The sequence below is a fragment of the Kitasatospora sp. NPDC091335 genome, assembly GCF_044757205.1.
Lineage (GTDB): Bacteria > Actinomycetota > Actinomycetes > Streptomycetales > Streptomycetaceae > Kitasatospora.
Genome location: NZ_JBIVUM010000004.1, coordinates 69,696 through 91,731, shown reverse-complemented (window position 1 = coordinate 91,731; position 22,036 = coordinate 69,696). Strand labels below are relative to the sequence as shown.

The 22,036-nt window shown below is 71.8% G+C and carries 23 protein-coding genes; 14 read left to right on the top strand and 9 right to left on the bottom strand.

What is annotated here, in order from left to right; translation table 11 throughout:
• Positions 1 to 172: 172 nt before the first annotated feature.
• Positions 173 to 1,093, bottom strand: coding sequence for a phosphoribosylglycinamide synthetase (locus ACIQOW_RS11890; protein ID WP_401083118.1), 921 nt, complete (start codon positions 1,091 to 1,093; stop codon positions 173 to 175).
• Between the two features lie 393 nt (positions 1,094 to 1,486).
• Here ACIQOW_RS11890 and ACIQOW_RS11885 point away from each other — a divergent pair, with 393 nt between their 5' ends.
• Both ACIQOW_RS11885 and ACIQOW_RS11880 read left to right on the top strand, forming a co-directional pair.
• Positions 1,487 to 1,756: a type II toxin-antitoxin system Phd/YefM family antitoxin gene (locus ACIQOW_RS11885; protein ID WP_401083115.1), complete on the top strand. Its 270-nt coding sequence runs from the start codon at positions 1,487 to 1,489 to the stop codon at positions 1,754 to 1,756.
• A complete protein-coding gene (locus ACIQOW_RS11880; protein ID WP_401083112.1) occupies positions 1,749 to 2,012 on the top strand; it encodes a type II toxin-antitoxin system RelE/ParE family toxin in 264 nt (87 codons plus the stop codon). Before ACIQOW_RS11885 ends, ACIQOW_RS11880 begins: the two co-directional genes overlap by 8 nt.
• A 133-nt stretch (positions 2,013 to 2,145) precedes the next feature.
• On the opposite strand, the gene ychF is transcribed toward ACIQOW_RS11880, so the two are convergent.
• Positions 2,146 to 3,219, bottom strand: coding sequence for a redox-regulated ATPase YchF (gene ychF, locus ACIQOW_RS11875; RefSeq protein WP_401083109.1), 1,074 nt, complete (start codon positions 3,217 to 3,219; stop codon positions 2,146 to 2,148).
• A gap of 406 nt (positions 3,220 to 3,625) precedes the next feature.
• Here ychF and ACIQOW_RS11870 point away from each other — a divergent pair, with 406 nt between their 5' ends.
• Entirely contained in the window at positions 3,626 to 4,108 is a 483-nt protein-coding gene (locus tag ACIQOW_RS11870; RefSeq protein WP_401083106.1) for a DUF6542 domain-containing protein, read from the top strand.
• Between the two features lie 40 nt (positions 4,109 to 4,148).
• On the opposite strand, the gene ppgK is transcribed toward ACIQOW_RS11870, so the two are convergent.
• A complete protein-coding gene (ppgK, locus tag ACIQOW_RS11865) occupies positions 4,149 to 4,895 on the bottom strand; it encodes a polyphosphate--glucose phosphotransferase (protein WP_401083104.1) in 747 nt (248 codons plus the stop codon).
• Positions 4,896 to 5,044: 149 nt separating this feature from the next.
• The gene (locus tag ACIQOW_RS11860; protein ID WP_401083101.1) at positions 5,045 to 6,019 is read right to left on the bottom strand and encodes a 4-hydroxy-3-methylbut-2-enyl diphosphate reductase; all 975 of its coding nucleotides are present in this window, start codon (positions 6,017 to 6,019) and stop codon (positions 5,045 to 5,047) included.
• 110 nt (positions 6,020 to 6,129) lie between these two features.
• Between ACIQOW_RS11860 and ACIQOW_RS11855 the strand changes: the two genes are divergently transcribed.
• From ACIQOW_RS11855 to ACIQOW_RS11840, 4 genes are all read left to right on the top strand, one after another.
• Positions 6,130 to 7,530: an APC family permease gene (locus ACIQOW_RS11855; protein ID WP_401083098.1), complete on the top strand. Its 1,401-nt coding sequence runs from the start codon at positions 6,130 to 6,132 to the stop codon at positions 7,528 to 7,530.
• A 92-nt stretch (positions 7,531 to 7,622) separates the two neighbouring features.
• Positions 7,623 to 8,834 (top strand): exodeoxyribonuclease VII large subunit, encoded by a 1,212-nt coding sequence (gene xseA, locus ACIQOW_RS11850; protein WP_401083094.1) that lies wholly within the window; start codon positions 7,623 to 7,625, stop codon positions 8,832 to 8,834.
• A 53-nt stretch (positions 8,835 to 8,887) separates the two neighbouring features.
• Positions 8,888 to 9,148 (top strand): exodeoxyribonuclease VII small subunit, encoded by a 261-nt coding sequence (locus tag ACIQOW_RS11845; protein ID WP_401083091.1) that lies wholly within the window; start codon positions 8,888 to 8,890, stop codon positions 9,146 to 9,148.
• Between the two features lie 128 nt (positions 9,149 to 9,276).
• Positions 9,277 to 9,879: a malonic semialdehyde reductase gene (locus ACIQOW_RS11840; protein WP_401083088.1), complete on the top strand. Its 603-nt coding sequence runs from the start codon at positions 9,277 to 9,279 to the stop codon at positions 9,877 to 9,879.
• 84 nt (positions 9,880 to 9,963) lie between these two features.
• Here ACIQOW_RS11840 and ACIQOW_RS11835 read toward each other — a convergent pair whose 3' ends face one another.
• On the bottom strand, positions 9,964 to 10,500 hold the full coding sequence (locus ACIQOW_RS11835) for a DUF4245 domain-containing protein (RefSeq protein WP_401083085.1): 537 nt from the start codon (positions 10,498 to 10,500) through the stop codon (positions 9,964 to 9,966).
• A 214-nt stretch (positions 10,501 to 10,714) separates the two neighbouring features.
• Between ACIQOW_RS11835 and glpX the strand changes: the two genes are divergently transcribed.
• The gene (glpX, locus tag ACIQOW_RS11830; RefSeq protein ID WP_188296149.1) at positions 10,715 to 11,755 is read left to right on the top strand and encodes a class II fructose-bisphosphatase; all 1,041 of its coding nucleotides are present in this window, start codon (positions 10,715 to 10,717) and stop codon (positions 11,753 to 11,755) included.
• A gap of 87 nt (positions 11,756 to 11,842) precedes the next feature.
• Here glpX and ACIQOW_RS11825 read toward each other — a convergent pair whose 3' ends face one another.
• Both ACIQOW_RS11825 and ACIQOW_RS11820 read right to left on the bottom strand, forming a co-directional pair.
• Complete coding sequence (locus ACIQOW_RS11825; protein ID WP_223244097.1) at positions 11,843 to 12,220, bottom strand: WhiB family transcriptional regulator; 378 nt, start codon at positions 12,218 to 12,220, stop codon at positions 11,843 to 11,845.
• 316 nt (positions 12,221 to 12,536) lie between these two features.
• The gene (locus ACIQOW_RS11820; protein WP_401083081.1) at positions 12,537 to 13,238 is read right to left on the bottom strand and encodes a DUF1707 domain-containing protein; all 702 of its coding nucleotides are present in this window, start codon (positions 13,236 to 13,238) and stop codon (positions 12,537 to 12,539) included.
• A gap of 207 nt (positions 13,239 to 13,445) precedes the next feature.
• On the opposite strand from ACIQOW_RS11820, the gene ACIQOW_RS11815 reads away from it, so the two are divergent.
• The 3 genes from ACIQOW_RS11815 to ACIQOW_RS11805 all read left to right on the top strand — a co-directional run bounded on the left by ACIQOW_RS11815 (position 13,446) and on the right by ACIQOW_RS11805 (position 15,914).
• Positions 13,446 to 15,113, top strand: a complete 1,668-nt coding sequence (locus tag ACIQOW_RS11815) for a fumarate hydratase (RefSeq protein WP_401083078.1) — start codon at positions 13,446 to 13,448, stop codon at positions 15,111 to 15,113.
• Positions 15,114 to 15,258: 145 nt separating this feature from the next.
• Positions 15,259 to 15,492, top strand: a complete 234-nt coding sequence (locus ACIQOW_RS11810; protein WP_401083075.1) for a type II toxin-antitoxin system VapB family antitoxin — start codon at positions 15,259 to 15,261, stop codon at positions 15,490 to 15,492.
• Positions 15,492 to 15,914 carry a PIN domain-containing protein gene (locus tag ACIQOW_RS11805; RefSeq protein ID WP_401083727.1) on the top strand — a complete coding sequence of 141 codons (423 nt, stop codon included), beginning with the start codon at positions 15,492 to 15,494 and terminating at the stop codon, positions 15,912 to 15,914. The genes ACIQOW_RS11810 and ACIQOW_RS11805 overlap by 1 nt, the downstream gene beginning before the upstream one ends.
• A 15-nt stretch (positions 15,915 to 15,929) precedes the next feature.
• Here ACIQOW_RS11805 and ACIQOW_RS11800 read toward each other — a convergent pair whose 3' ends face one another.
• Positions 15,930 to 16,688 (bottom strand): GntR family transcriptional regulator, encoded by a 759-nt coding sequence (locus ACIQOW_RS11800; protein ID WP_401083072.1) that lies wholly within the window; start codon positions 16,686 to 16,688, stop codon positions 15,930 to 15,932.
• Positions 16,689 to 16,828: 140 nt separating this feature from the next.
• Between ACIQOW_RS11800 and ACIQOW_RS11795 the strand changes: the two genes are divergently transcribed.
• Entirely contained in the window at positions 16,829 to 17,104 is a 276-nt protein-coding gene (locus ACIQOW_RS11795) for a hypothetical protein (RefSeq protein WP_401083069.1), read from the top strand.
• A gap of 182 nt (positions 17,105 to 17,286) precedes the next feature.
• Here the strand turns inward: ACIQOW_RS11795 and ACIQOW_RS11790 are convergent, their stop codons facing one another.
• Positions 17,287 to 17,571 carry a hypothetical protein gene (locus ACIQOW_RS11790; RefSeq protein ID WP_188296142.1) on the bottom strand — a complete coding sequence of 95 codons (285 nt, stop codon included), beginning with the start codon at positions 17,569 to 17,571 and terminating at the stop codon, positions 17,287 to 17,289.
• A gap of 214 nt (positions 17,572 to 17,785) precedes the next feature.
• Here ACIQOW_RS11790 and ACIQOW_RS11785 point away from each other — a divergent pair, with 214 nt between their 5' ends.
• Both ACIQOW_RS11785 and ACIQOW_RS11780 read left to right on the top strand, forming a co-directional pair.
• Positions 17,786 to 20,746 (top strand): AfsR/SARP family transcriptional regulator, encoded by a 2,961-nt coding sequence (locus ACIQOW_RS11785; RefSeq protein WP_401083065.1) that lies wholly within the window; start codon positions 17,786 to 17,788, stop codon positions 20,744 to 20,746.
• Between the two features lie 573 nt (positions 20,747 to 21,319).
• On the top strand, positions 21,320 to 21,991 hold the full coding sequence (locus ACIQOW_RS11780) for a class I SAM-dependent DNA methyltransferase (RefSeq protein WP_401083725.1): 672 nt from the start codon (positions 21,320 to 21,322) through the stop codon (positions 21,989 to 21,991).
• Positions 21,992 to 22,036: the final 45 nt, after the last annotated feature.

Below are 22,036 nucleotides of genomic sequence, written 5' to 3'. Positions count from 1 at the left end.
TCCCATGTCATCCGATGTCCCGGCCTGCACCCGATCCTCCCCCGTAGATGGGACGCACGTCCTCGTGAGAATAGGTCACCTCATGGAGTACATGCACCTGCCATGTTCGACTCCGGCGATCCATTTCCGTGCTTCCCCGCAGCTCCGGGAGGGGTCGAGGCCGCCCGGCGCGCTATTCGGTTGGCCGGATATCGGCGATGAGGTCCTCCCGCGCATTGGAGACCCGCTCCTGGGTGAGTTCCGGGCTATCGCCCTCCACGACGACATAGCCGCGCCGGGCGCGCGGGTCGCCGACGGGGGGGATCAAGTCGCCGACGGCGTACGGGAAGCGGGCTCCGCGAACCCACGGCGTCACGGCGATGTCCTCCGTACCGGTGTACGTCTCCAGCCTGCCCCCGGGCAGCAGGAAGAACCCGATCTCCGCGCACTGCGAGGCGCTCGGCACGACCGGGGGTCCGCCCAGGAGGGCCGCGAAGACCGCCGCCTCGAAGTCGAAGCCGCGCGCGATCTCCACGAGCAGCGGGATCCGGTCGGCGGCCAGGTGCGCCCGGCAGGACACGATCCGCGGCCCGTCGGGCAGCAGCGCCACCTGGGTGTGGGCCGGGCCGAAGCGGTACCCGCTCGCCTCCAGCCAGTCCACCGCCGCCGCCTCGATGACCTTGCGCTCGTCGTCGGTCAGCGGCGCCGGGTGGAGGTAGCCCGTCACCAGGAAGTGCGGGCGCCCCGTGGTGCGTTGGGCGGTCACGCCGACGACGTGGTGGTAGCCGTCCACGGTGAGCGTCTCGACGCTCAGCCGGGGAGCCTGCGCGGGGGCCCGTTCGCAGGCCTGGAGCCGCTTGTACGCCTCCGGCGGGTTGGGGGAGAGCCCGAGCCGCCACGCCTCCTCGGCCACCGGCAGGACGGAGTCGCCGTGGCCGCAGTGCAGCAGCGCGTCGATCCCGTGGCGGCGCGTGATCCGCGTGATGGTCTCGCGCAGCCGGTCCTCGTCGGTGAAGTCGGTGAGCAGCAGCTCTTCTGAGCCCTCCTCGATCCGCCGCGCGAAGTCGTCCTCCAGCTGGACCGGGTCCCATATCGACCAGATACGGAACCCCAACTCGGCCCCTCGTCGTACGAGTTGGTGGCTCGGCATCACCAGGAGCAGTCTGGATCGCGAACCCCTCTGGGAGTGTGCACACATACACGCCACTGTGGCCTGCGGTCTTCCCGCCCTGTTCCCCTTCCCTTCCCCACCACCCGGCCCCGCCCGGTGGGCACCCCCGCCCCCGGCCGACCGCCGAGGCGGCGGCAGGCCGTCCGCCCCATGCCGAAGCGGAATGTTCAGCACAGGGCTCTGGCCTGCACAGACGATCCCCTTGAGTGATCACGTCCAGGACCGATGCGGCACCGTCGGGGTTCATCCGACACACCGGGACGTTCGGGGCGAGGCGTCCTGCCACCACGATGAAACTCATTGTGTACACATGGGACACTTGGTACTCTTTGATGCATGACGCAGCCACTGCCCATAGAGTCCGTCCGTGCCGTGCGCGCACACCTGGCGGAGGTGGTGGAGCGCGCGGACCGCGACGACGTGCCCACGGTGATCACCCGGCGAGGCAAGGAGGTCGCCGCCGTCGTCTCCATCGAGATCCTGCGCAAGTACCAGGAATGGGAAGAGCGTGAGATCAACCGGATCATCGACGAGCGCATGGCCAGCCCGGCCCCCGGCATCCCGATCGAGGACATCATGAGGGAGACGCTGGCGCGCAGTGAGTGACTACCGAACCGTCTTCCGCCCTGAGGCGCAGGCCGAGCTTCGGAAGATCCCTCGCGACATGGCGCTGCGCATCCTGGCCAAGCTGACCGAGCTGGAGACCGACCCCCTCGGCTTCAACACCACCGCACTCGTCTCCCAGCCCGAGCGACGCCGCCTGCGCGTCGGCGACTACCGGGTCGTCTACACGATCGACAACGGGGAACTGGTGGTCTGGGTCGTTCACGTGGGCCACCGGTCCACCGTCCACGAGACCTGATCCCACTGCCACACCGTCGGAGAATCCGGCACCCATCCGGCGCGGTGACGACGAAGGGGGCGGACTCGACAGCGTCCGCCCCCTTCCGGCCCGCAGGTCCACCGCGTCAGCGACGTGGTGTCACCTCACCCGCTCACACGTTGAAGCGGAACTCGACCACGTCGCCGTCCTGCATGACGTATTCCTTGCCCTCGATCCGGGCCTTGCCCTTGGAGCGGGCCTCGGCGATGGAGCCGGTCTCGACCAGGTCGGCGAAGGAGATCACCTCGGCCTTGATGAAGCCCTTCTGGAAGTCGGTGTGGATGACTCCGGCGGCCTCGGGGGCGGTGGCGCCCTTCCTGATCGTCCAGGCGCGGGTCTCCTTGGGGCCGGCCGTCAGGTAGGTCTGGAGGCCGAGGGTGTCGAAGCCGACCCGGGCGAGGGTGGCCAGGCCAGGCTCCTCCTGGCCCATCGACTGGAGGAGCTCCAGGGCCTCGGCGTCGTCCAGCTCGATCAGCTCGGACTCGATCTTGGCGCTCAGGAAGATCGCCTCGGCCGGGGCCACCAGCTCGCGCTGGGCGTTCTTGAAGTCCTCGTCGGCCAGCTCGTCCTCGTCCACGTTGAAGACGTAGATGAAGGGCTTGGCGGTCAGCAGGTGGAGGTCGCGGATCGGGGCGGTGTCGAAGCCGGCCTCGAAGAGGGTCTTGCCGGTCTCCAGGATCGCCTGCGCGGCCTCGGCGGCGGCCAGCACGGGGGCGGTGTCCTTCTTGAGGCGCGCCTCCTTCTGGAGCCGCGGCAGGACCTTCTCGACGGTCTGGAGGTCGGCCAGGATCAGCTCGGTGTGGATGGTCTCGATGTCGTCCTTGGGCGACACCTTGCCGTCCACGTGCACCACGTCCGGGTCGGTGAAGGCGCGCACGACCTGGCAGATCGCGTCCGACTCGCGGATGTTGGCGAGGAACTTGTTGCCCAGCCCCTCGCCCTCGCTGGCGCCGCGCACGATGCCGGCGATGTCGACGAAGTCGACCGTCGCCGGGAGGATGCGCTGGGAGCCGAAGATCTCGGCGAGCTTGGCCAGCCGCTCGTCCGGGACACCGACCACGCCGACGTTCGGCTCGATGGTGGCGAACGGGTAGTTGGCCGCCAGCACGTCGTTCTTGGTCAGGGCGTTGAACAGGGTCGACTTGCCGACGTTCGGCAGGCCGACGATTCCGATCGTGAGCGACATGAAGCGCAGTCCCGTGGGCTTGGAGGAGTTGGGTCGGCACCGTACGGGCCGACCCCCAAGTCTACGGGCAGCCCCCGCCCCGCCTCACTCCTCGGTCGCCGCGGCCCGGCACGGGCCCGTTGATCATGGTGCGCCGCCCCGGCCGGGCCGGCCGGCCCGCCTGAGTGACGATCACATCACTACTCCGCCCGGAGACACGGGGCAGGACCTGAACGGTCCATTACACAGTGTGGCGATGATCGGACCGTACGTTGGGCGGGTGGAGCAGAGCATCCGTACCCAGCCGCCAGGGCCAAGACGCCGTCCGTCGACCCGCGCGGCCGCAGCCGCCGTCCCAGGCCCAGGCCGGGCTCCCGGGACCGCCGGAGCCCCCGCCGAGTCCTCCCCCGCCTCCCGGCTGCGCCCGGTGGCCGGCCCCTCCGCCGGCCGCCCGCCCGGCCCCCGGCTGCGCCTGCGCCTGCCGCTGCGCGGGCGCGGCGACGAGCAGCCGGACGGGCGGCGGCGCACCGGCCGGCCGACCCGGCTGACGGCCGTCGGCACCGGCGTGGCCGCCGTCCTGGCGACGCTCGCGGTGGCCGGCCTGGACCTGCTGCTGTTCGACGGCCTGGGCTGGCTGTTCGGCCTCGGCTACCTGGTGGTCTGCTTCCAGCTGGCCGTCCGGGTGCGCTACGCCGACCTGCTGGCCGCGCCGATCAGCGGGCCGATCGCCTTCGCCCTCGCCCTGCTGCTGCTCGAACCGGTGAACTCCCCCGGCGTCACCGCCCAGGTGGTCTCGCTCGCGACCGGGCTGGCGCTGCGGGCGGACTGGCTGTTCTCCGGCACCGGGCTGGCCACGCTGATCGTGCTCGCCCGGTTCGTCGCCCAGCGCCGGATCCACCGCTCCCGCTGAGGCCCGTCCCCGCCGGAACCGCCCCAGCCGGGGCCGGCCCTCAGCCCCCCGCCCTGGCCGCCGCCATGGCGGCCCCGACGATGCCCGCGTCGTTGCGCAGCTCCGCCGGCACCACCCGCGCCGCGCGCTCCTTCAGCCGCGGCAGGAACTTCTCGTGCTTGCGGCTCACCCCGCCGCCGATCACGATCAGCCGCGGCGAGAACAGCATCTCCACCAGGTCCAGGTACTCGTCGACCCGCTCGGCCCACTGCTCCCAGTTCAGCCCGTGCCGCTCCTTGGCGGCCGAGGAGGCCCGGCGCTCGGCGTCCTTGCCGCGCAGCTCCAGGTGGCCCAGCTCGGTGTTGGGCACCAGCACGCCGTCCACGAACAGGGCGCTGCCGATGCCGGTGCCGAAGGTGAGCACCAGCACCACGCCCGACTCGCCCCGCCCGGCGCCGTGCGTCAGCTCGGCCAGCCCGGCCGCGTCCGCGTCGTTCAGGACGGTCGCGGGCATCCCCAGCGCCTCCCGGAAGAGGCCCGCGGCGTCCAGGCCGATCCAGCCCTTGTCCACGTTGGCCGCCGTCCTGGTGCGGCCGTCGACCACCACCCCGGGAAAGGTCAGCCCGACCGGGCCCTGGTGGTCGAAGTGGCGGACCACCTCGCACACGGCGGCGACCACGGCCTCGGGGGCGGACGGCTGCGGGGTGAGCACCTTGTGGCGCTCCTCGGCGAGCGTGCCCCTGGCGAGGTCGACCGGCGCGCCCTTGATCCCCGAGCCGCCGATGTCCACGCCGAATACCGCCGTCATCACGTCCACCCTCCGCCGTCGGCCGCGGACCCGCTGGTCCACGGCCCGTGAATTGTCCACAGCCTGTGCACAAAGTTACGAGAGGGCGCCCGCCGACGCACAGCAGAGGGCCCGGTACCCCGCACGGGGGTACCGGGCCCTCCGGAGGATCAGAGCTTGCCCGCCGCCTCGGCGCGCAGGTCGCGGCGCAGCTCCTTGGGCAGCGAGAAGATCAGGTGCTCCTCGGCGGTCTTGACCGTCTCGACCGTGTCGTAGCCGCGCGCGGCCAGGAACTCCAGCACGCCGTCGACCAGGATCTCCGGCACCGAGGCGCCGCTGGTCAGGCCGACCGTGGTGACGCCCTCCAGCCACTCCTCGCTGATCTCCTCGGCGAAGTCCACCAGGTGGGCGGCCTTGGCGCCGTACTCCAGGCCGACCTCGACCAGGCGGACGGAGTTGGAGGAGTTCCTGGAGCCGACCACGATCAGCAGGTCGGTCTCGGGGGCCAGCTGCTTGACCGCGACCTGGCGGTTCTGGGTGGCGTAGCAGATGTCGTCGCTGGGCGGGCTGACCAGCCCGGGGAAGCGCTTCTTCAGCTCGCCGACGGTGGCCATGGTCTCGTCCACGGACAGCGTGGTCTGGGACAGCCAGACGACCTTGGACTCGTCCCTGACCTGCACGTTCGCGACGTCCTCGGCACCGTCCACCAGGTGGATCCGGTCCGGCGCCTCGCCCATGGTGCCGACGACCTCCTCGTGGCCCTCGTGGCCCACCAGCAGGATGTCGAAGCCCTCGTCGGCGAAGCGCACGGCCTCCTTGTGCACCTTGGTGACCAGCGGGCAGGTGGCGTCGACGGTGGCGAGCTTGCCGGCCCGCGCCTCGTCGTGGACGGACGGGGCGACGCCGTGCGCGGAGAAGACGACGATCGAGCCCTCGGGCACCTCCTCCGTCTCGTCGACGAAGATCGCGCCCTTCTTCTCCAGGGTCTGCACCACGTACTTGTTGTGGACGATCTGCTTGCGGACGTAGACGGGGGCCCCGTACTGCTCCAGGGCCTTCTCCACGGCGATCACGGCGCGGTCGACTCCCGCGCAGTAGCCCCGGGGGGCGGCGAGCAGGACACGGCGCTGCGCGGTCTTGGACATGGCTCCATCGTACGGGCGGCCACGAGTCGCGCCGCCCCTGGCGGGGAGCCGCGCCGATGGTGGGCGAATTCCGTGCAGACCCGGTCAACAGCGCTCAAAATATGGTGTCTATGAGCTCTGTGAGCGAGCAGGTGACGCCGAGCGGCCTGCGCCGCAGCCTGGGCGTCCGCGATCTGATGGTCTACGGACTGCTGTTCATCGCCCCGATGGCCCCGGTCGGCGTGTTCGGCGTGCTGGACGCCAAGAGCCACGGCGCCGTCGCCACGGTGTACCTGGCCGCGACGGTGGCGATGGGCTTCACCGCCTTCTCGTACGCCCAGATGGTCCGCGCGGTGCCGCAGACCGGGTCGGTGTTCGCCTACGCGCGGGCCGGGCTGGGCGAGGGGCCCGGTTTCATCGCCGGCTGGATGGCGATGCTCGACTACCTGCTGATCCCCGCGGTGGCCTACCTGTTCTCCGGGATCGCGCTGAACTCCCTGGTCCCGGACGTCTCGCGCTGGGTGTGGACGGCGCTCGCGGTGGTGGTGACCACCGCGCTCAACCTGGTCGGGGTGCGGACGGCGGCGGCGGTCGGCTTCGCGGTGCTCGCGATGGAGATCCTGGTGCTGGCGGTGTTCGTGGCGGCGGCCGTGGTGGCGCTGGCCCAGGGCGGGGCCCAGCGCGGCTGGGACACCCCGTTCACCGCCGTCGGGGACTTCTCGCTGACCGCGGTGATCTCCGCGGTGTCCGTCGCGGTGCTCTCGTACCTGGGCTTCGACGCGATCGCCACCTTCGTGGAGGAGGCGGTCGGCGCCTCGGCGGCGGTGGCCAGGGCGGTGCTCTGGTGCCTGGCGCTGGCCGGGGTGCTGTTCGTCGCCCAGACCTACCTGGCGGCGCTGCTGGAGCCGACCGGCCCGGAGCAGCTGGCCGCCGACCCGGTGGCGCAGGGCTCGGCCTTCTACGACACCGTGGAGAGCGGCGTCGGGCACTGGCTGCACGTGCTGGTGGCGGCCGGCAAGGCGGTCGGCGCGGCCTTCGCGGCGCTGGCCGGGCAGGCCGCGGCCGGGCGGCTGGTCTACGCGATGGGCCGGGACGGACGGCTGCCGCGCGTCCTCGGCTCGGTCGATCCGGCCAGCGCGGTGCCGCGCCGGGCGCTGCTGGCGGCCGCGGTGATCACCATGGCGGCGGCGGTCTGGGCGGCGAACCGGGACGACGGTCTGGACCAGCTCACCTCGGTGGTGAACGTGGGCGCGCTGACCGCCTTCGCGCTGCTGCACGCCTCGGTGATCGGCTGGTACACGGTGCGGCACGGCTCGCGGCGGTGGCTGCGGCACCTGGTCGTGCCGGTACTGGGGATCGCGGTGATCGGGGCGGTGGTGTACGAGGCCTCGGCCACCGCGCAGATCGTCGGGCTGGTCTGGCTGGCGGTCGGCCTGGTGGTGCTGGCCGTCCAGGGTGCCACCGGCCGGGGCGGTGGCCTGGGCCCCCGGGGCGGCGGCGGTGGCCGGACCGGCGGACGCCGGCAGCCGTAGCCGTAGCCGCGGCCGGGGCGGCGGCGACCGGCGCCGGACCGGAGGCCTCGGCGGTCTCGGCCGTGTCGGCGGACGCCGCTAGCCTCGTACGCATGGCCAACACCAGCTCCCCCGAAGCGCCGCTCCCGGTCGGCAAGGTCTCCGCGCTGATCGGCGGCTGGATCGACCGGCTCGGCGCGGTCTGGGTGGAGGGGCAGATCACCCAGCTCAGCCGCCGTCCGGGGGCGGGTGTGGTGTTCCTGACCCTGCGCGACCCGCAGGCGGACGTGTCCCTCACGGTGACCTGCTTCCGCTCGGTGTTCGACCAGGTCGCGGACGTGGTGCAGGAGGGCGCGCGGATCGTCGTGCACGCCAAGCCGGAGTGGTACGCGGCGCGCGGACAGCTGTCGCTGCGCGCCTCGGAGATCCGGCCGGTGGGCCTGGGCGAGTTGCTGGCCCGGCTGGAGCAGCTGAAGCGGCGGCTGGCCGGGGAGGGCCTGTTCGCGGCTGAGCGCAAGCGGCCGCTGCCGTTCCTGCCACAGTGCGTGGGGCTGGTCACCGGGCGCGACTCGGCGGCCGAGCGGGACGTGCTGGAGAACGCCAGGCGGCGCTGGCCGGCTGTCCGCTTCGAGGTGCGCAACGTCCCGGTGCAGGGGGTCAGCGCGGTGGAGCGGGTGAGTGCGGCCGTGCGGGAGCTGGACGAGCACCCCGGGGTGGACGTGATCATCGTGGCCCGCGGCGGCGGCAGCGTGGAGGACCTGCTGCCGTTCTCGGACGAGGGGCTGGTGCGGCTGGTCGCGGCCGCCCGTACGCCGGTGGTGAGCGCGATCGGGCACGAGCCGGACCAGCCGCTGCTGGACTTCGTCGCCGACCTGCGCGCCTCCACCCCGACCGACGCAGCCAAACGGGTGGTTCCCGACGTCGGCGAGGAGCTGGCCAAGGTCCGCCAGCTGCGGGACCGCGCCCGCCGGCACGTGCGGTCCCGGGTCGAGCGCGAGCAGCACGGGCTGGACGGGCTGCGCAGCCGCCCGTCGCTGGCCGCCCCGCACCGGATGCTGGACGGCCGCGGGCAGGAGGTGGACGGCCTGCTGGAGCGGGCCAGGCGCACCCTGCGGCACCGGCTGGACCACGCCCAGAGCGACCTCGGGCACACCCTGGCCCGGGTGGTCGCGCTCTCCCCCGCGGCCACCCTGGAGCGCGGCTACGCGGTGCTCCAGCGGGCGGACGGCACGGTGGTGACCGACCCGGCGCAGGCCGCTCCCGGCGAGGGGCTGCACGCCAGGGTGGCGGGCGGCGGCTTCGACGTCACCGTGGCGCCCGGGTAGCCGGCGACGCCGGGGGCTGGGGAGTGTCGGCCCGAGCCCCTACGCTGGCACCCATGGCAGAGCAGCGGGAACAGCAGGACGCGACGGCGGCACCGAACCCGGACGACGCGCTGGGCTACGAGCACGCCAGGGACGCGCTGCTGGAGGTCGTCCGGCAGCTGGAGACCGGCGGGACGTCGCTGGAGGAGTCGCTGGCCCTGTGGGAGCGCGGCGAGCAGCTGGCCAAGGTGTGCCAGCGCTGGCTGGACGGTGCCCGGGCCCGGCTGGACGCCGCGCTGGCCGCCGAGGAGGACGGGGCCCGGGGCGGCGAGTGACGCCGGGCGGTGAGTGACGTGGGTCACATCGACTTGGGGAATCGTTGAATATTCACCTATGTTGGTGGAAGTGAACGGCCACGGCCGATCACACCGACGAACCCCAATTCCGCTTGAGGTGCAGAAGCATGACCACCGACGCCCTGGTACTCGACGCCGCCGCTCAGGACCTGCTGTTCCGTGAGGCCCGCACCGCGAACACCTTCACCGACGAGCCCGTCTCCGAGGAGCAGATCCAGGCCATCTACGAGCTGGTGAAGTTCGGCCCGACCGCCTTCAACCAGCAGCCGCTGCGCGTCGTCCTGGTCCGCTCGGCCGAGGGCCGCGAGCGCCTCGTCCAGCACCTGGCGGACGGCAACAAGGCCAAGACCGCCGCCGCCCCGCTGGTCGCCATCCTGGCCGCGGACAACGAGTTCCACGAGGAGCTGCCGACCCAGCTCCCGCACTTCCCGCAGGCCAAGGACATGTTCTTCTCGGAGCGCAGCGTCCGCGAGCAGTCCGCCACGCTGAACGGCGCCCTCCAGGCCGCCTACTTCATCATCGGCGTGCGCGCCGCCGGCCTGGCCGCCGGCCCGATGACCGGCTACGACGCCGCGGGCCTCAACAAGGAGTTCTTCGGCGACGGCGAGCACTCGGTGCTGGCCGTGGTCAACATCGGCAAGCCGGGCGAGGAGGCCTGGTTCCCGCGTTCGCCGCGCCTGGCCTACGACGAGGTCGTCACCACGGTCTGACCCGTCCCGCGCGAAGGGCCCCGCACCGGTTCGTCCGGTGCGGGGCCCTTCGGCGTGCGCGGGAGGAGCGGCGCGGGGGCGGGGCTACTTGAGCGCCTGCGCCAGCTCGGCCAGCTCCTCGTAGGAGGCGGTGCCGGTGAGCAGGGTGGTCCCGGAGCCGGTCTGGGCGGCCAGCGCGCGGGCCTTCTCGCCCTGCACCCGGTCCCAGCTGCGGCCGGACACGTCGGAGGTGCCGTCCGGCTTGGCGCCCGTGACGTAGTCGGCCACCAGCGCGTCACGCTTCGCGTCGCTCTGCTCGATCGCCGCGTACTGGCCCGAGGGGGTCACGAAACCGAGGTGCCAGGCGTTGCCCTTGCCGTTGTTCATGTCGGCCGGCCGGTAGCTGACCGAGGTGGCCCGCCACTTGTCCGGCAGCCCCTCGGGGGAGAGCAGCGGATACGGCGCGGCACGCTTGGCCGAGGCCGCCGCCACCTTGTACTCGACCGCGTGCACCGGGTCGCCGCTGGCGTCGTGCGGGAGGAACAGGTATCCGATCCAGACGACGAAACCGACCGCCAGCATCGACAGGACCATGTCCCGTACGGTCTGCCGGCCCCTCATGCCCTTGCTGTCTGCTGCCACCCCCACATGGTGACTCATCCACATCACGCGACACTCACCAGGGGTGTTCACGCACGGGTGAAACGGAACGAAACGGTGGTTTCCGCCCGGGGCAGCGACCCGCGCCACAGACAGTCATCTCGTGGGCAGATACGATCGCAGGACCCTCACCACGGCGTTCGACCAGGCAGTAGTCGGGCGCTTACTGGCCGTCGCGTACAGAGAGGTAACGACGATGACCGCGCAGTACCCTCACCACCTTCCCAGTGCCCTGGAGGTCGCGCCGGAGGCTCCCGACCGGAACCTCGCGCTCGAACTCGTCAGGGTCACCGAGGCGGCCGCGATGGCCGCCGGCCGGTGGGTCGGACGTGGCGACAAGAACGGCGCGGACGGCGCCGCCGTCAAGGCGATGCGCACCCTCGTCTCGACCGTCTCGATGAACGGCATCGTCGTCATCGGCGAAGGCGAGAAGGACGAAGCCCCGATGCTCTACAACGGCGAGCGGGTCGGCGACGGCACCGGCGCCGAGTGCGACGTCGCGGTGGACCCGGTGGACGGCACCACGCTGACCGCCAAGGGCATGAACAACGCGGTGGCCGTGCTGGCCGTCGCCGACCGCGGCACCATGTTCGACCCCAGCGCCGTGTTCTACATGGACAAGCTGGTGGCCGGCCCCGAGGCGGCCGAGTTCGTCGACATCACCGCCCCGCCGGCGGTCAACATCCGCAGGGTCGCCAAGGCCAAGGGCAGCGCCGTCGAGGACGTCACCGTCGTCGTGCTCGACCGCCCGCGCCACGACAGCCTGGTCCGGGAGATCCGCGAGGCGGGCGCCCGGATCAAGTTCATCTCGGACGGCGACGTGGCCGGCGCCATCATGGCCGCCCGCGAGGGCACCGGCGTCGACCTGCTGATGGGCGTCGGCGGCACCCCCGAGGGCATCATCGCGGCCTGCGCGATGAAGTGCATGGGCGGCGTCATCCAGGGCCGGCTGTGGCCCAAGGACGACGCCGAGCGGCAGAAGGCCCTGGACGCCGGCCACGACCTGGACCGGGTGCTCACCACCGACGACCTGGTCAGCGGCGAGAACGTGTTCTTCGTCGCCACCGGCATCACCGACGGCGAGCTGCTGCGCGGCGTGCACTACCGCTCGGAGACCGCCACCACCAGCTCGCTGGTGATGCGCTCCAAGAGCGGCACGATCCGCGAGATCAACTCCACCCACAAGCTCTCGAAGCTGCGGGCGTACAGCGCGATCGACTTCGACCGCGCCAACTGAGGCCCGGAAGAACGCGCTTCGCGGCCCCGGCGGAATCCCCCTCCGCCGGGGCCGCGGCGCGTCCTCCGTCCCCTCTCGGACCCGCCGTCACCCGGCTATCCGGCGCCGCGCGGCCGCCGCCACCCTGGCCGCCTCGCGCAGCTCCGTGTCCCGGCGGCGGCGCCGGGCCAGCACCACCCGCCGCTCGGCGGCCGTCAGCCCGCCCCAGACCCCGTACGGCTCCGGCTGGGCCAGCGCGTGCTCGCGGCACTCCAGCAGCACCGGGCAGCGGGCACACACCTGTTTGGCCTGCTCCTCGCGCGACAACCGGGCCGCCGTCGGCTCCTTGGAGGGCGCGAAGAACAACCCCACCTCGTCCCGGCGGCACGCCGCGCCGGTGTGCCAGGGATTGTCGTCGCCCGCGGGGGCACCGGCCGGACCGCCCGGGGGCTGCGGCTGCGGCCGGACGCCGGGGCGGCGCTCCAGTACCTGCGCGGCGGCGACTGGCGAGGTGGTGCGGGACTCGATCGGATGCAGCACGGCCGTACTCCTGACGAGGCTCTCGGACACGGGGACCCCTCGCTCCGCTGCCGGCTGCGAGCCCCCGCTGTCCAACCCCGGCACGGCCGCTCGGCCGCCTCCGGTGCGCAGCCGTACAAGAAGCGATGTGCGGAAGGAACTACCCCGCCCGGCCGCGATTCATGCACACTGCACGCAAACGACTACGCAGCGCACCGGCCGCAACGCCGAGCGCCCGGCCGGGAGTTGCCCCCGGGCCGGGCGCCGTGCAGATCAACGGTGCTCAGTCGGTGCCGAGTTGGCGGCGCACCCACTCCTTCAGCTTCTTGCCGCGGCGCGGCTTGGCGGTGCAACCGCCGAACAGGGCAAGGCCCTTGACCCGGACAACCGGAGCGTACGGGTCCGCCGCGGTCTGCTCCCGGACGTCGAAGCCGCCGAACAGGCCGATCCCGCTGCCGTGCAGGCTGACGTTCTCCGGCACCCGGACGTCGACCCCGCCGAACAGCGCCATGACGGTGATCTCCACCTCGGGAGACTCGAACACGGCGTCGCCCAGGTCGATCTCCACCCCGCCGAACGCGGCGAAGGCGCTCAGCTTCGAGCCCACCCGCCAGCGGCCCTTGCGGGACGCGCCGCCGAAGACGGCCACCACCCACGGGGACTCCTGGCGCGCGGGCGGCTGCGGCGGCGCCTGCGGGGCGTTCAGCGGCGGCTTCTCGAAGGACAGCGGACGGGCCGGCAGGTCCCTGGTCAGCGGCGCGAGGTCCCCGAAGGTCTTCGCGGCGTAGGCGGCCTCGATGCGCTCGGCGTGCTCGTCGGCGTCCAGCCGGCCCTCGGCGTAGGCGTCCCGCAGCAGCTCGGCGACCTTCTCGCGGTCGGCGTCGGAGACGCGCAGCTCCGCCTCCGCGACCGGCGCGTGCGGCCGTGGCGCCGCCGCGGCCCCGCCCTCGGGCCTGAGCGCGGGCTTGGGTTCGGGTTTGGTCATCGGTACGGGCGCCGGCACCAGAGGCTGCCCCGGATCGTCCTGCGACGGCGAGTTTTCCACGGGGTCAGCCTAGTCGCTCGAACTGGGGCGCGAGTGAGCCCGGTCACGCAAGGCCCACCTGTCCGCATGCCGACTTCCGCCGGGTCCTACCCTGGATGGTGCTTCGCCGACGCAGCCGGACCAACTGGATACCTAAGGACCGCCCCCATGGCTCCCACGCCAGACTTCGAGTACAGCGACCTGCTCCCCCTGGGCGCTGACCCGACCCCGTACCGCAAGCTGACCTCCGAGGGTGTCTCCACCTTCGAGGCGGGCGGTCGCACCTTCCTCCAGATCGAGCCCGAGGCGCTGCGGCTGCTGACGGCCGAGGCGATGCACGACATCTCGCACTACCTGCGCCCCGCCCACCTCGCCCAGCTGCGCCGCATCCTGGACGACCCGGAGGCCAGCCCCAACGACCGCTTCGTCGCGCTCGACCTGCTGAAGAACGTCAACATCTCGGCCGGCGGCATCCTCCCGATGTGCCAGGACACCGGCACCGCGATCGTCATGGGCAAGCGCGGCCAGAACGTGCTGACCGAGGGCGGCGACGAGTCCGCCATCGCGCGCGGCGTCTTCGACGCGTACACCAAGCTCAACCTGCGCTACTCCCAGATGGCCCCGGTGACCATGTGGGACGAGAAGAACACCGGCAACAACCTGCCGGCCCAGATCGAGCTGTACGCCACCGACGGCGACGCGTACAAGTTCCTGTTCATGGCCAAGGGCGGCGGCTCCGCCAACAAGTCGTACCTGTACCAGGAGACCAAGGCCATCCTGAACGAGGCGAGCATGCTCTCGTTCCTGGAGCAGAAGATCCGCTCGCTGGGCACCGCGGCCTGCCCGCCGTACCACCTGGCCATCGTGATCGGCGGCACCAGCGCCGAGTTCGCGCTGAAGACCGCCAAGTACGCCTCGGCGCACTACCTGGACAACCTGCCGACCTCGGGCGACGCGAAGACCGGCCACGGCTTCCGCGACCTGGAGCTGGAGGCCAAGGTCACCGAGCTGACCCAGAAGATCGGCATCGGCGCCCAGTTCGGCGGCAAGTACTTCTGCCACGACGTGCGCGTGGTGCGGCTGCCCCGCCACGGCGCCTCGCTGCCGGTCGCGATGGCCGTCTCCTGCTCGGCCGACCGCCAGGCGCTCGGCAAGATCACCGCCGAGGGCGTGTTCCTGGAGCAGCTGGAGACCGACCCGGCGAAGTACCTGCCGGACACCACCGACGAGCACCTGGACGACGACGTGGTGCGCGTCGACCTCGACCAGCCGATGTCCGCGATCCGCGCCGAGCTGTCCAAGTACCCGGTGAAGACCCGGCTCTCGCTCACCGGCACCCTGGTGGTCGCCCGCGACATCGCCCACGCCAAGATCAAGGAGCGCCTGGACGCCGGCGAGGGCATGCCCAAGTACCTCCAGGACCACCCGGTCTACTACGCGGGCCCGGCCAAGACCCCCGAGGGCTACGCCTCCGGCTCCTTCGGCCCGACCACGGCCGGCCGGATGGACTCCTACGTCGACCAGTTCCAGGCGGCCGGCGGCTCGATGGTCATGCTGGCCAAGGGCAACCGCAGCAAGCAGGTCACCGACGCCTGCGCCGAGCACGGCGGCTTCTACCTCGGCTCGATCGGCGGCCCGGCCGCCCGCCTCGCCCAGGACTGCATCAAGAAGGTCGAGGTGCTGGAGTACGCCGAGCTGGGCATGGAGGCGGTCTGGCGCATCGAGGTCGAGGACTTCCCGGCCTTCATCGTCGTCGACGACAAGGGCAACGACTTCTTCCGCGAGACCACCGAGGGCCCGCTGATCACCAGCCTGCGGATCCGCTCCAAGGAGTAGCCCGCCCGGGAGAACACTCCCGCACGCCCCCTCGCCGCCCCGGCCGCCCCCGCGGCCGGGGCGGCCGTGTCTGCCGGTGCGGACCGAACGTGGGTACCGTGGACGGCATAGGTGGATCACCCACGTCATCCACGGAGGTGTACAGGTGAGCATGACCAACGTCGACGTCGACGACAAGGTTCTCGCGGAGGCCATGCGGCTGATGGGGACGACGACGAAGAAGGACACCATCAACAACGCCCTCACCGACTACGTCAACCGGCTGAAGCGGCTGGAAGCCCTGGAGAAGCTGTCCCGCCGGGCCGCCGCCGGCGAGTTCGAGCCGACCATACGGGTGTACGAGTCCCGCAAGCGGGCACAGCGCGAGGAAGCCGAATGATCGACAGCTTCCTCATCGACACCTCGGCCTACGTCCGGCTGGTGTCGGAGCGGGAACTCCGGTCGCAGTGGCGGGGGCACATCGAGTCCGGCTTGATCAGGATCAGCAAGTCGACCCGGATCGAGATCCTCTTCTCCGCCCGGAACTCGGCACACCGGGACGACTTGGAGGACGAACTCGCGGCACTGTTCGGCCCGGTCGTCAACGCCCCGAAGTCGATCTGGGACTGGATCGACACCGCCCAGTACAAGCTCACCCAGAAGAGCCAGCACCGGGCGGCCGGGCTGGCGGACCTGCTGCTCGCCGGCACCGCCGTTCACCACGACATGACCGTGCTGCACGTGGACGACGACTTCGCCACTGTCGCCCGGGTCGTCGGTGAGCTGCGCGAGCGGGACATCCGCCGGGCCGCCGCCGACTGACTGCCGCTGTGGCGCTCAGGCGTCGAAGTCGTACTCCAGGACGTACGAGGCGGAGTCCAGGATCATCTCGTTGAGCTCGACGACCTGGCCCTCGTCGGCGAAGGCGGTGCGGCAGATCAGGATGACCGGGGTGCCGGCGGCGAGCTCCAGCCGGGCGGACTCCTCCGCGCCGGGCATCCGGGAGCGGACCTCCTCGCGGAAGTGCACGGGCTTGGCGCCGATCTCGGCGAGCCGGGCGTAGGTGCCGCCGGGGCCGGTGTCCTCACGGGTGATGGCGGTGCCCGCGACCAGGACGGCGGGCAGGTACGAGGTCGAGAGAAGCACCGGCTTGCCGTCCAGGACGAAGCGGCGGTGCCGCACGCACATCGGGGCGCCGGGATCGACCCCGAGCACCCGAGCCACGTGCTCGGGCGCGCCCTGCTCGGTGACGGACACCTGGTCGACCACCAGGCTGCGGTTGTCGATGTCCGCCGACCATATCGACCGGCCCGAGCCCCACTGCCCCTGCGCCAGCCGCTGGATGCCGCGCCGGCGCAGCGGCCGGAACTCCCGGACGAACACCCCGGCGCCGCGGCGCGCCTCGGCGAGGCCCTCGCTCTGCAGCACGCCGAGCGCCTGACGGGCGGTCATCCGGGCCACGCCGTACTCGTCCATGAGGTCGTTCTCGCCGGGCAGGCGGTCCCCCGCGCGGTACCGGCCGGCGTCGATGGCCGTCTTCAGCGCTTCGGCGATCCGCTGGTACTTGGGCTGCTTGCCGCCACTGCTGCCGGTCATCTCCGCTCCCTCTGCCTGGGACAAATCGTAGGCGCGCCCACGGTCGCCGGTAAGCAGATACGACGATCGTTGACATCTCTAGAGATATTAGCTTCTCTAGAGATGCCGGCCAGTCGCCGACCAGAGCGAGGAGCAGCACGGTGAGCACCCGACAGCGGAACGCCCCGGCCTACCGGCCACACGTGGGTGAACTCGTCCTCGACCGGAGGACCGGACGCACCGGCGTCTACATGGACACCATCGGCGGCGAGCACTACCTGCGCCCCGAGACGGGCGGCCGGGAATGGACCGCCGAACCGCACCAGGTCGACCCCGCCCCCGGGCCCGGCGATTCAGCCGAATACGATCTTCTCCGTCGATTTCGGCAAAACGCAGGCAAACGGCAACATTCCGACCGCCGCAATCCCCCCGGGTGAATCCGGAATTCCGGAACGCCCCGTACCCGCCGTCGGGCACGTTACGGATATCGCCGGTCACCATGAGTGCACCACCGGCACGTTTCGGCCACCGGCGCGCCCACCGCGTGAAGCGACGCGCACATAACAGACGAGTGCCCCCGTCCCGGACGGGGGCACGGGGGCACTCGACCGGAAACGGCTTACGGGTGGCCGCCCACGACGCTCTCCGGCACGTACTTCTTGCCCGGCTCACCGGTGGCCGGCGCAGTCGGCTCCACCACGTGCTCGGCCTCGTCACCGAAAAGCCCGGACTCTATGTCCGCCTTCTGCTCGTCGGTCGGCGCGGCGTACTCGGCCGGGTTCGAGGCCGCGGTGACCGCACCCTCGACAGCCTTGCCCGCCTCCACAGCGGCGGCCGGGGCCTCGGTCTTCGCCTCGTTCTCGGGCTTCGACGCCACCGGGTTCTCGCTCTGGTCGTTGGCCATTGGGCGGCCGCCTTTCGGTCATCAAATGTGTCTTGCCCGGCCTCCATGGCACGGGCGCGGGGACAGTATCGTAGGGTTGATTAAATGTCCGATAAACATCGTGCGACTTGCGGTGCCGTCCGGCAGAGTCGGGCGTCCGCCTAAGCTGAAGCACCGCGGCGGACCGCCGAGCGCCCTTTCACGGAATCGACACCACAGGCCATCGGGGGACTTCATGGAGTTTCGGGAGACGCCGCAGGCCTCTGCGCTGCGCTTCCAAGTCCTCGGCCCGGTCCAGGCCTGGCTCGACGGCAACCCCGTCCCCCTCGGATCCCCCCAACAGCAAGCCGTTCTGACGGCCCTTCTGCTGCATTCCGGACGCCCGGTCGCCACGCAGGACCTGGTCGACGCGCTCTGGGGCGAACGGCCTCCGGCCCAGGCCGTGGCCGCGCTGCGGACCTACGTCTCCCGCCTGCGCTCCGTCATCGAGCCCCGCCGGGAGATCCGCCGGCCCGCCGAGCTGCTGGTCTCGGTCGCGGACGGGTACGCGCTGCGCATCCCGGGCGAGGCGCTCGACCTGACGGTCTTCGAACGGCTCTCCACCGAGGCCACCGCCGCCAGGACCGCCGGCGACAGGCACGAGGCCCACCGACTGCTGGCGCAGGCGCTGGACCTGTTCAGCGGCCGCCCGCTCACCGGCATCCCCGGCCCCTACGCCGACAGCCAGCGGCTCCGGCTCGCCGAACGCCAGGTGACCGCCGCCGAGGAGCTGTGCGCCGCCGCACTCGACATCGGCCTGCACGCGGAGGTCGTCGGCGAGCTGAACAACCTGACGGCCGAGCACCCGCTGCGCGAGCGCCTGCGCGAGCTGCTGATGCTGGCGCTGTACCGCTGCGGACGCCAGGCCGAGGCGCTCGGCGTCTACTCCGACACCCGCAAGCTGCTGATCGAGGAGCTCGGGGTCGAACCAGGCGCGGGCCTGTCCACGATGCACACACGCATCCTCGCGGCCGACCCTGCTCTCCTCCTCTCCGCCTCGTCCGCCCCCGTCGCCCGCGACGACGGCTCGGCCGCAACCCCGGCCCCGGCCCAACTCCCGGCTGACGTATCGGACTTCAGCGGCCGTACCGAGCTGGTGGGTGACCTCTCCGCGGTCCTGATGAACGCCACCGGGCAGGCCGTGGTGGTGACCTCGCTGGCCGGCATCGGCGGCGTCGGCAAGACCACCCTCGCGGTGCACGTCGCCCACCGGGTCCGGGCCGAGTTCCCCGACGGCCAGCTGTACGTGGACCTGCGTGGAGCCGGCACCTCGCCGGCCGACCCCGTCGTCGTCCTCGGTGACTTCCTGCACGCGCTCGGCGTCACCGAGAACCCCGACTCGCTCGAACAGCGCTCCGCCCTCTACCGCTCGCTGCTCGCCAACCGGCGGATGCTCATCCTGCTGGACAACGCCCGCGACGCCGACCAGATCCGGCCGCTGATCCCAGGCGTCTCAGGCTGCGCGGTGCTCGCCACCAGCCGCTCCCGGCTGGCCGGCATCCCGGGTGCACAGCTCTTCGACGTCGAGGAGCTGACCTCGGACGAGGCGCTGGCGCTCTTCTCGGCCATCGTCGGTGAGCAGCGGGTCGCCGCCGAGCCGGAGGCCGCCGCGGCAGTGATCACCGCCTGCGGCTTCCTGCCGCTGGCCGTCCGCATCGCCGCCGCCCGGCTGGCCAGCCGTCCGCGCTGGAGCGTCTCCGACCTGGCCCGTCGGTTAGCCGATCAGCGACGGCGGCTGGACGAGCTCCAGCTCGGCAACCTCGCCGTGGAGACCACCATCGGGCTCGGCTACGGACAGCTGTCCCCGGCCGAGGCCCGCGCCTTTCGGCTGCTCGCCCTGATCGACTCCCCCGACATCCCGCTGGCGGCCGCCGCGGCGCTGCTCGGCATGGACGAGTACACCGCCGAGGACCTCGCCGAGGCGCTGGTCGAGGCGAACATGCTGGAGTGCTTCACTCCCGGCCGCTACCGCTACCACGACCTGCTCCGGCTCTACGCCCAGCGGCAGAACGAGCGGATCGGGGACACCGAGGAGCAGGAGCAGGCGGTTCTGCGGCTGCTCGGCCTGCTGATCCCGACCGTGCGCAACGCGGCACAGGTCATCGAGCCGGACGACCAGCTGCCCGAACTGCTGACCACTCTCACCTCGCCCGGTCTCGACCTGCCGACGAGCCAGGCCGCCCAGGACTGGCTCGGCACCGAGGGTGCCCTGGTGCTCAGCGCGGCCGAGGCGGCGGCGAGCGGCCCCGGAACCCTGCAACGTGCTGCCATCGACCTGCTGAACTACCTGTTCAGCATCGACCCGGACCCGACCCGCGGCCCGCGCGTGCTCCGGGTCCTGGAGGCCATCGGCGAGGACGCCCAGCGCCGTGACGACTCCGCCGGGATCGCCCGGGTGTACTTCGTCCTCGGCACCCTCCAGTCCGTCACCAGCGACTTCCAGGGCTCCGAGCAGTCCTTCCGCCGGAGCCTGGAGCACCAGGCCTCGGACGAACCGACCGTCCTCCTCCTCGCCACGGCCAACATGCTGGGCGTGATCCTGAACGTGGGCAACCGTCCGGCGGAGGCGCTGCCGTTCCTCGAACAGGCCAGGGCCACCAGCCAGGCCGTCGCCGCGCCCGTCCTCGAGGCCAGGATCGTCAGCAACATGGCCCGGGTGCAGCACCGGCTCGGCATGACCGGGACGGCGATCCGCTCCGCCGAGGAGGGCGTCGCCGCCGCCAGGGCGTCCAGGAACGGTCCGCTGCTCGCCCAGACCCTCTACCAGCTGGGCGTGGTGCTCCCCGGCGGCGAGGCCGTGCCGCACCTGCGGGAGGCGCACCGGCTGTACCGGGCCCAGCGCAACTCGCTGTGGGAGGGCTACACCCTGGCCAGGCTCGCCTCCGCCCTGCTGGTCTCCGAGCAGCCCGCCGAGGCCGCCTCGGCGGCCGGCGAGTCGCTGGCGATCGGGCAGGAGATGGACTCCGCCTACTGCCAGGGGCTGGCGAACGCCACGCTGGGCGAGGCCCTGTTGACGCTCGCCCAGCCGGCCCGTGGACTCGCCTGTCTCCAGGAGGCGCACGCGATCTTCACTCGGCTCGGTGTGCCTGAGGCCTCCCCCGTGGCGGACCTCATCTCCCAGCAGCACACCGAGCCCCTCTCTCCCCCCGCGCCGTAAGGCCTCCGTCCCCCAACGGAGCACCTCCCCCGTTCCGCGCGCTGGCGCTCCCGCAGCCCCCCGGCTGCGGGAGCGCCCTCAACGCTTCCCCGGCGCTGGACTCCACTGTGCACCGGACCGATTGACGTTCGATAAACGTCAGATATTCAGCCCACGGATCGGAGAAACCGCAGGTCATCGACGCCCTCCAGGCGCGCCGTCCGGCGTGCGGGCTCCGGCGCACAACCCCGCCCGCACCCTCGTGCTTCCGCAACTCCGGCCACACCGGACCAAGTACGGCGAGTTGGCCGGAAAGGGACCCCATGGCGCAGTGATCACGCATATTCTCAGATGCCAGTACGCACACGAGTGTCTGCCGGAAACGCATCGGGGTGCAGTCCGTCCGTGTGGTACGCAGAGCGTGATGTACCGCCACCGGCAGCGGCCCGAGAGGCCGCGGAGGAGCCACCGGAGGCCACGGGTGGAAGGGTGCCTCGCAACGTGACGACCGGACAGATATCCGACCCGTTCCCCGTCGGCGAGGACGCCGGGGACGACGAGCCCGAGGTACGGCGCCGCCGGGCGGCCCGGGCCCTGCAGGCGGTCGCCTTCGACACCATCGGCAACGGGTACGGCGAGGCCTTCCCCGCCAAGGATGGACAGCTGGCCTGCGGCCGGCGGCTGCTCGCCGGGCTCGAACCCGGCGCCCGGGTCCTGGACGTGGGCTGCGGCACCGGTGACCCGACCGTCCGCCAGCTGGCCGCCGCCGGACTCCGGGTCACCGGTGTGGACCTCTCCGACGGGATGCTCACCCTGGCCGGGCGGACCGGCTTCCCCGGCGAATTCCCGCCGGTGTTCCATCGGATCGACCTGTACGATCTGGCCACCGAGCGCGCGGACCGGGTCTGGAACGCCCCCGGACTGGGGCCGGACGGCCGGGGCCGCTTCGCCGCCGTCACCGCGTTCTTCTCGCTGATCCTGCTGCCCCAGGACGAGATCCCTACCGTGCTCGGGCGGCTGCGCGAACTCCTGCGGCCGGGCGGACTGCTGGCGCTCGGTATGGTCGAGGCTGACCTGGATCACGTTCCGCTTCCGTTCCTTGGCAGAGAGCTGCGGATCAGTGGGTATCTGAGGGAGGATCTGGAGCGGGTTCTGGTCTCGGCCGGCTTCGCCGTCGAGGAGTGCTCGGGGCATCCGTACGCGCCGGCCAGTACCTCGCTGCCGCCGGAGGAACAGCTGTTCCTGTGCTGTCGACGCGTCGGCTGATCGAACCGGGACAGCAGGCCGCACCCGCGACCGCGCAACAGAACA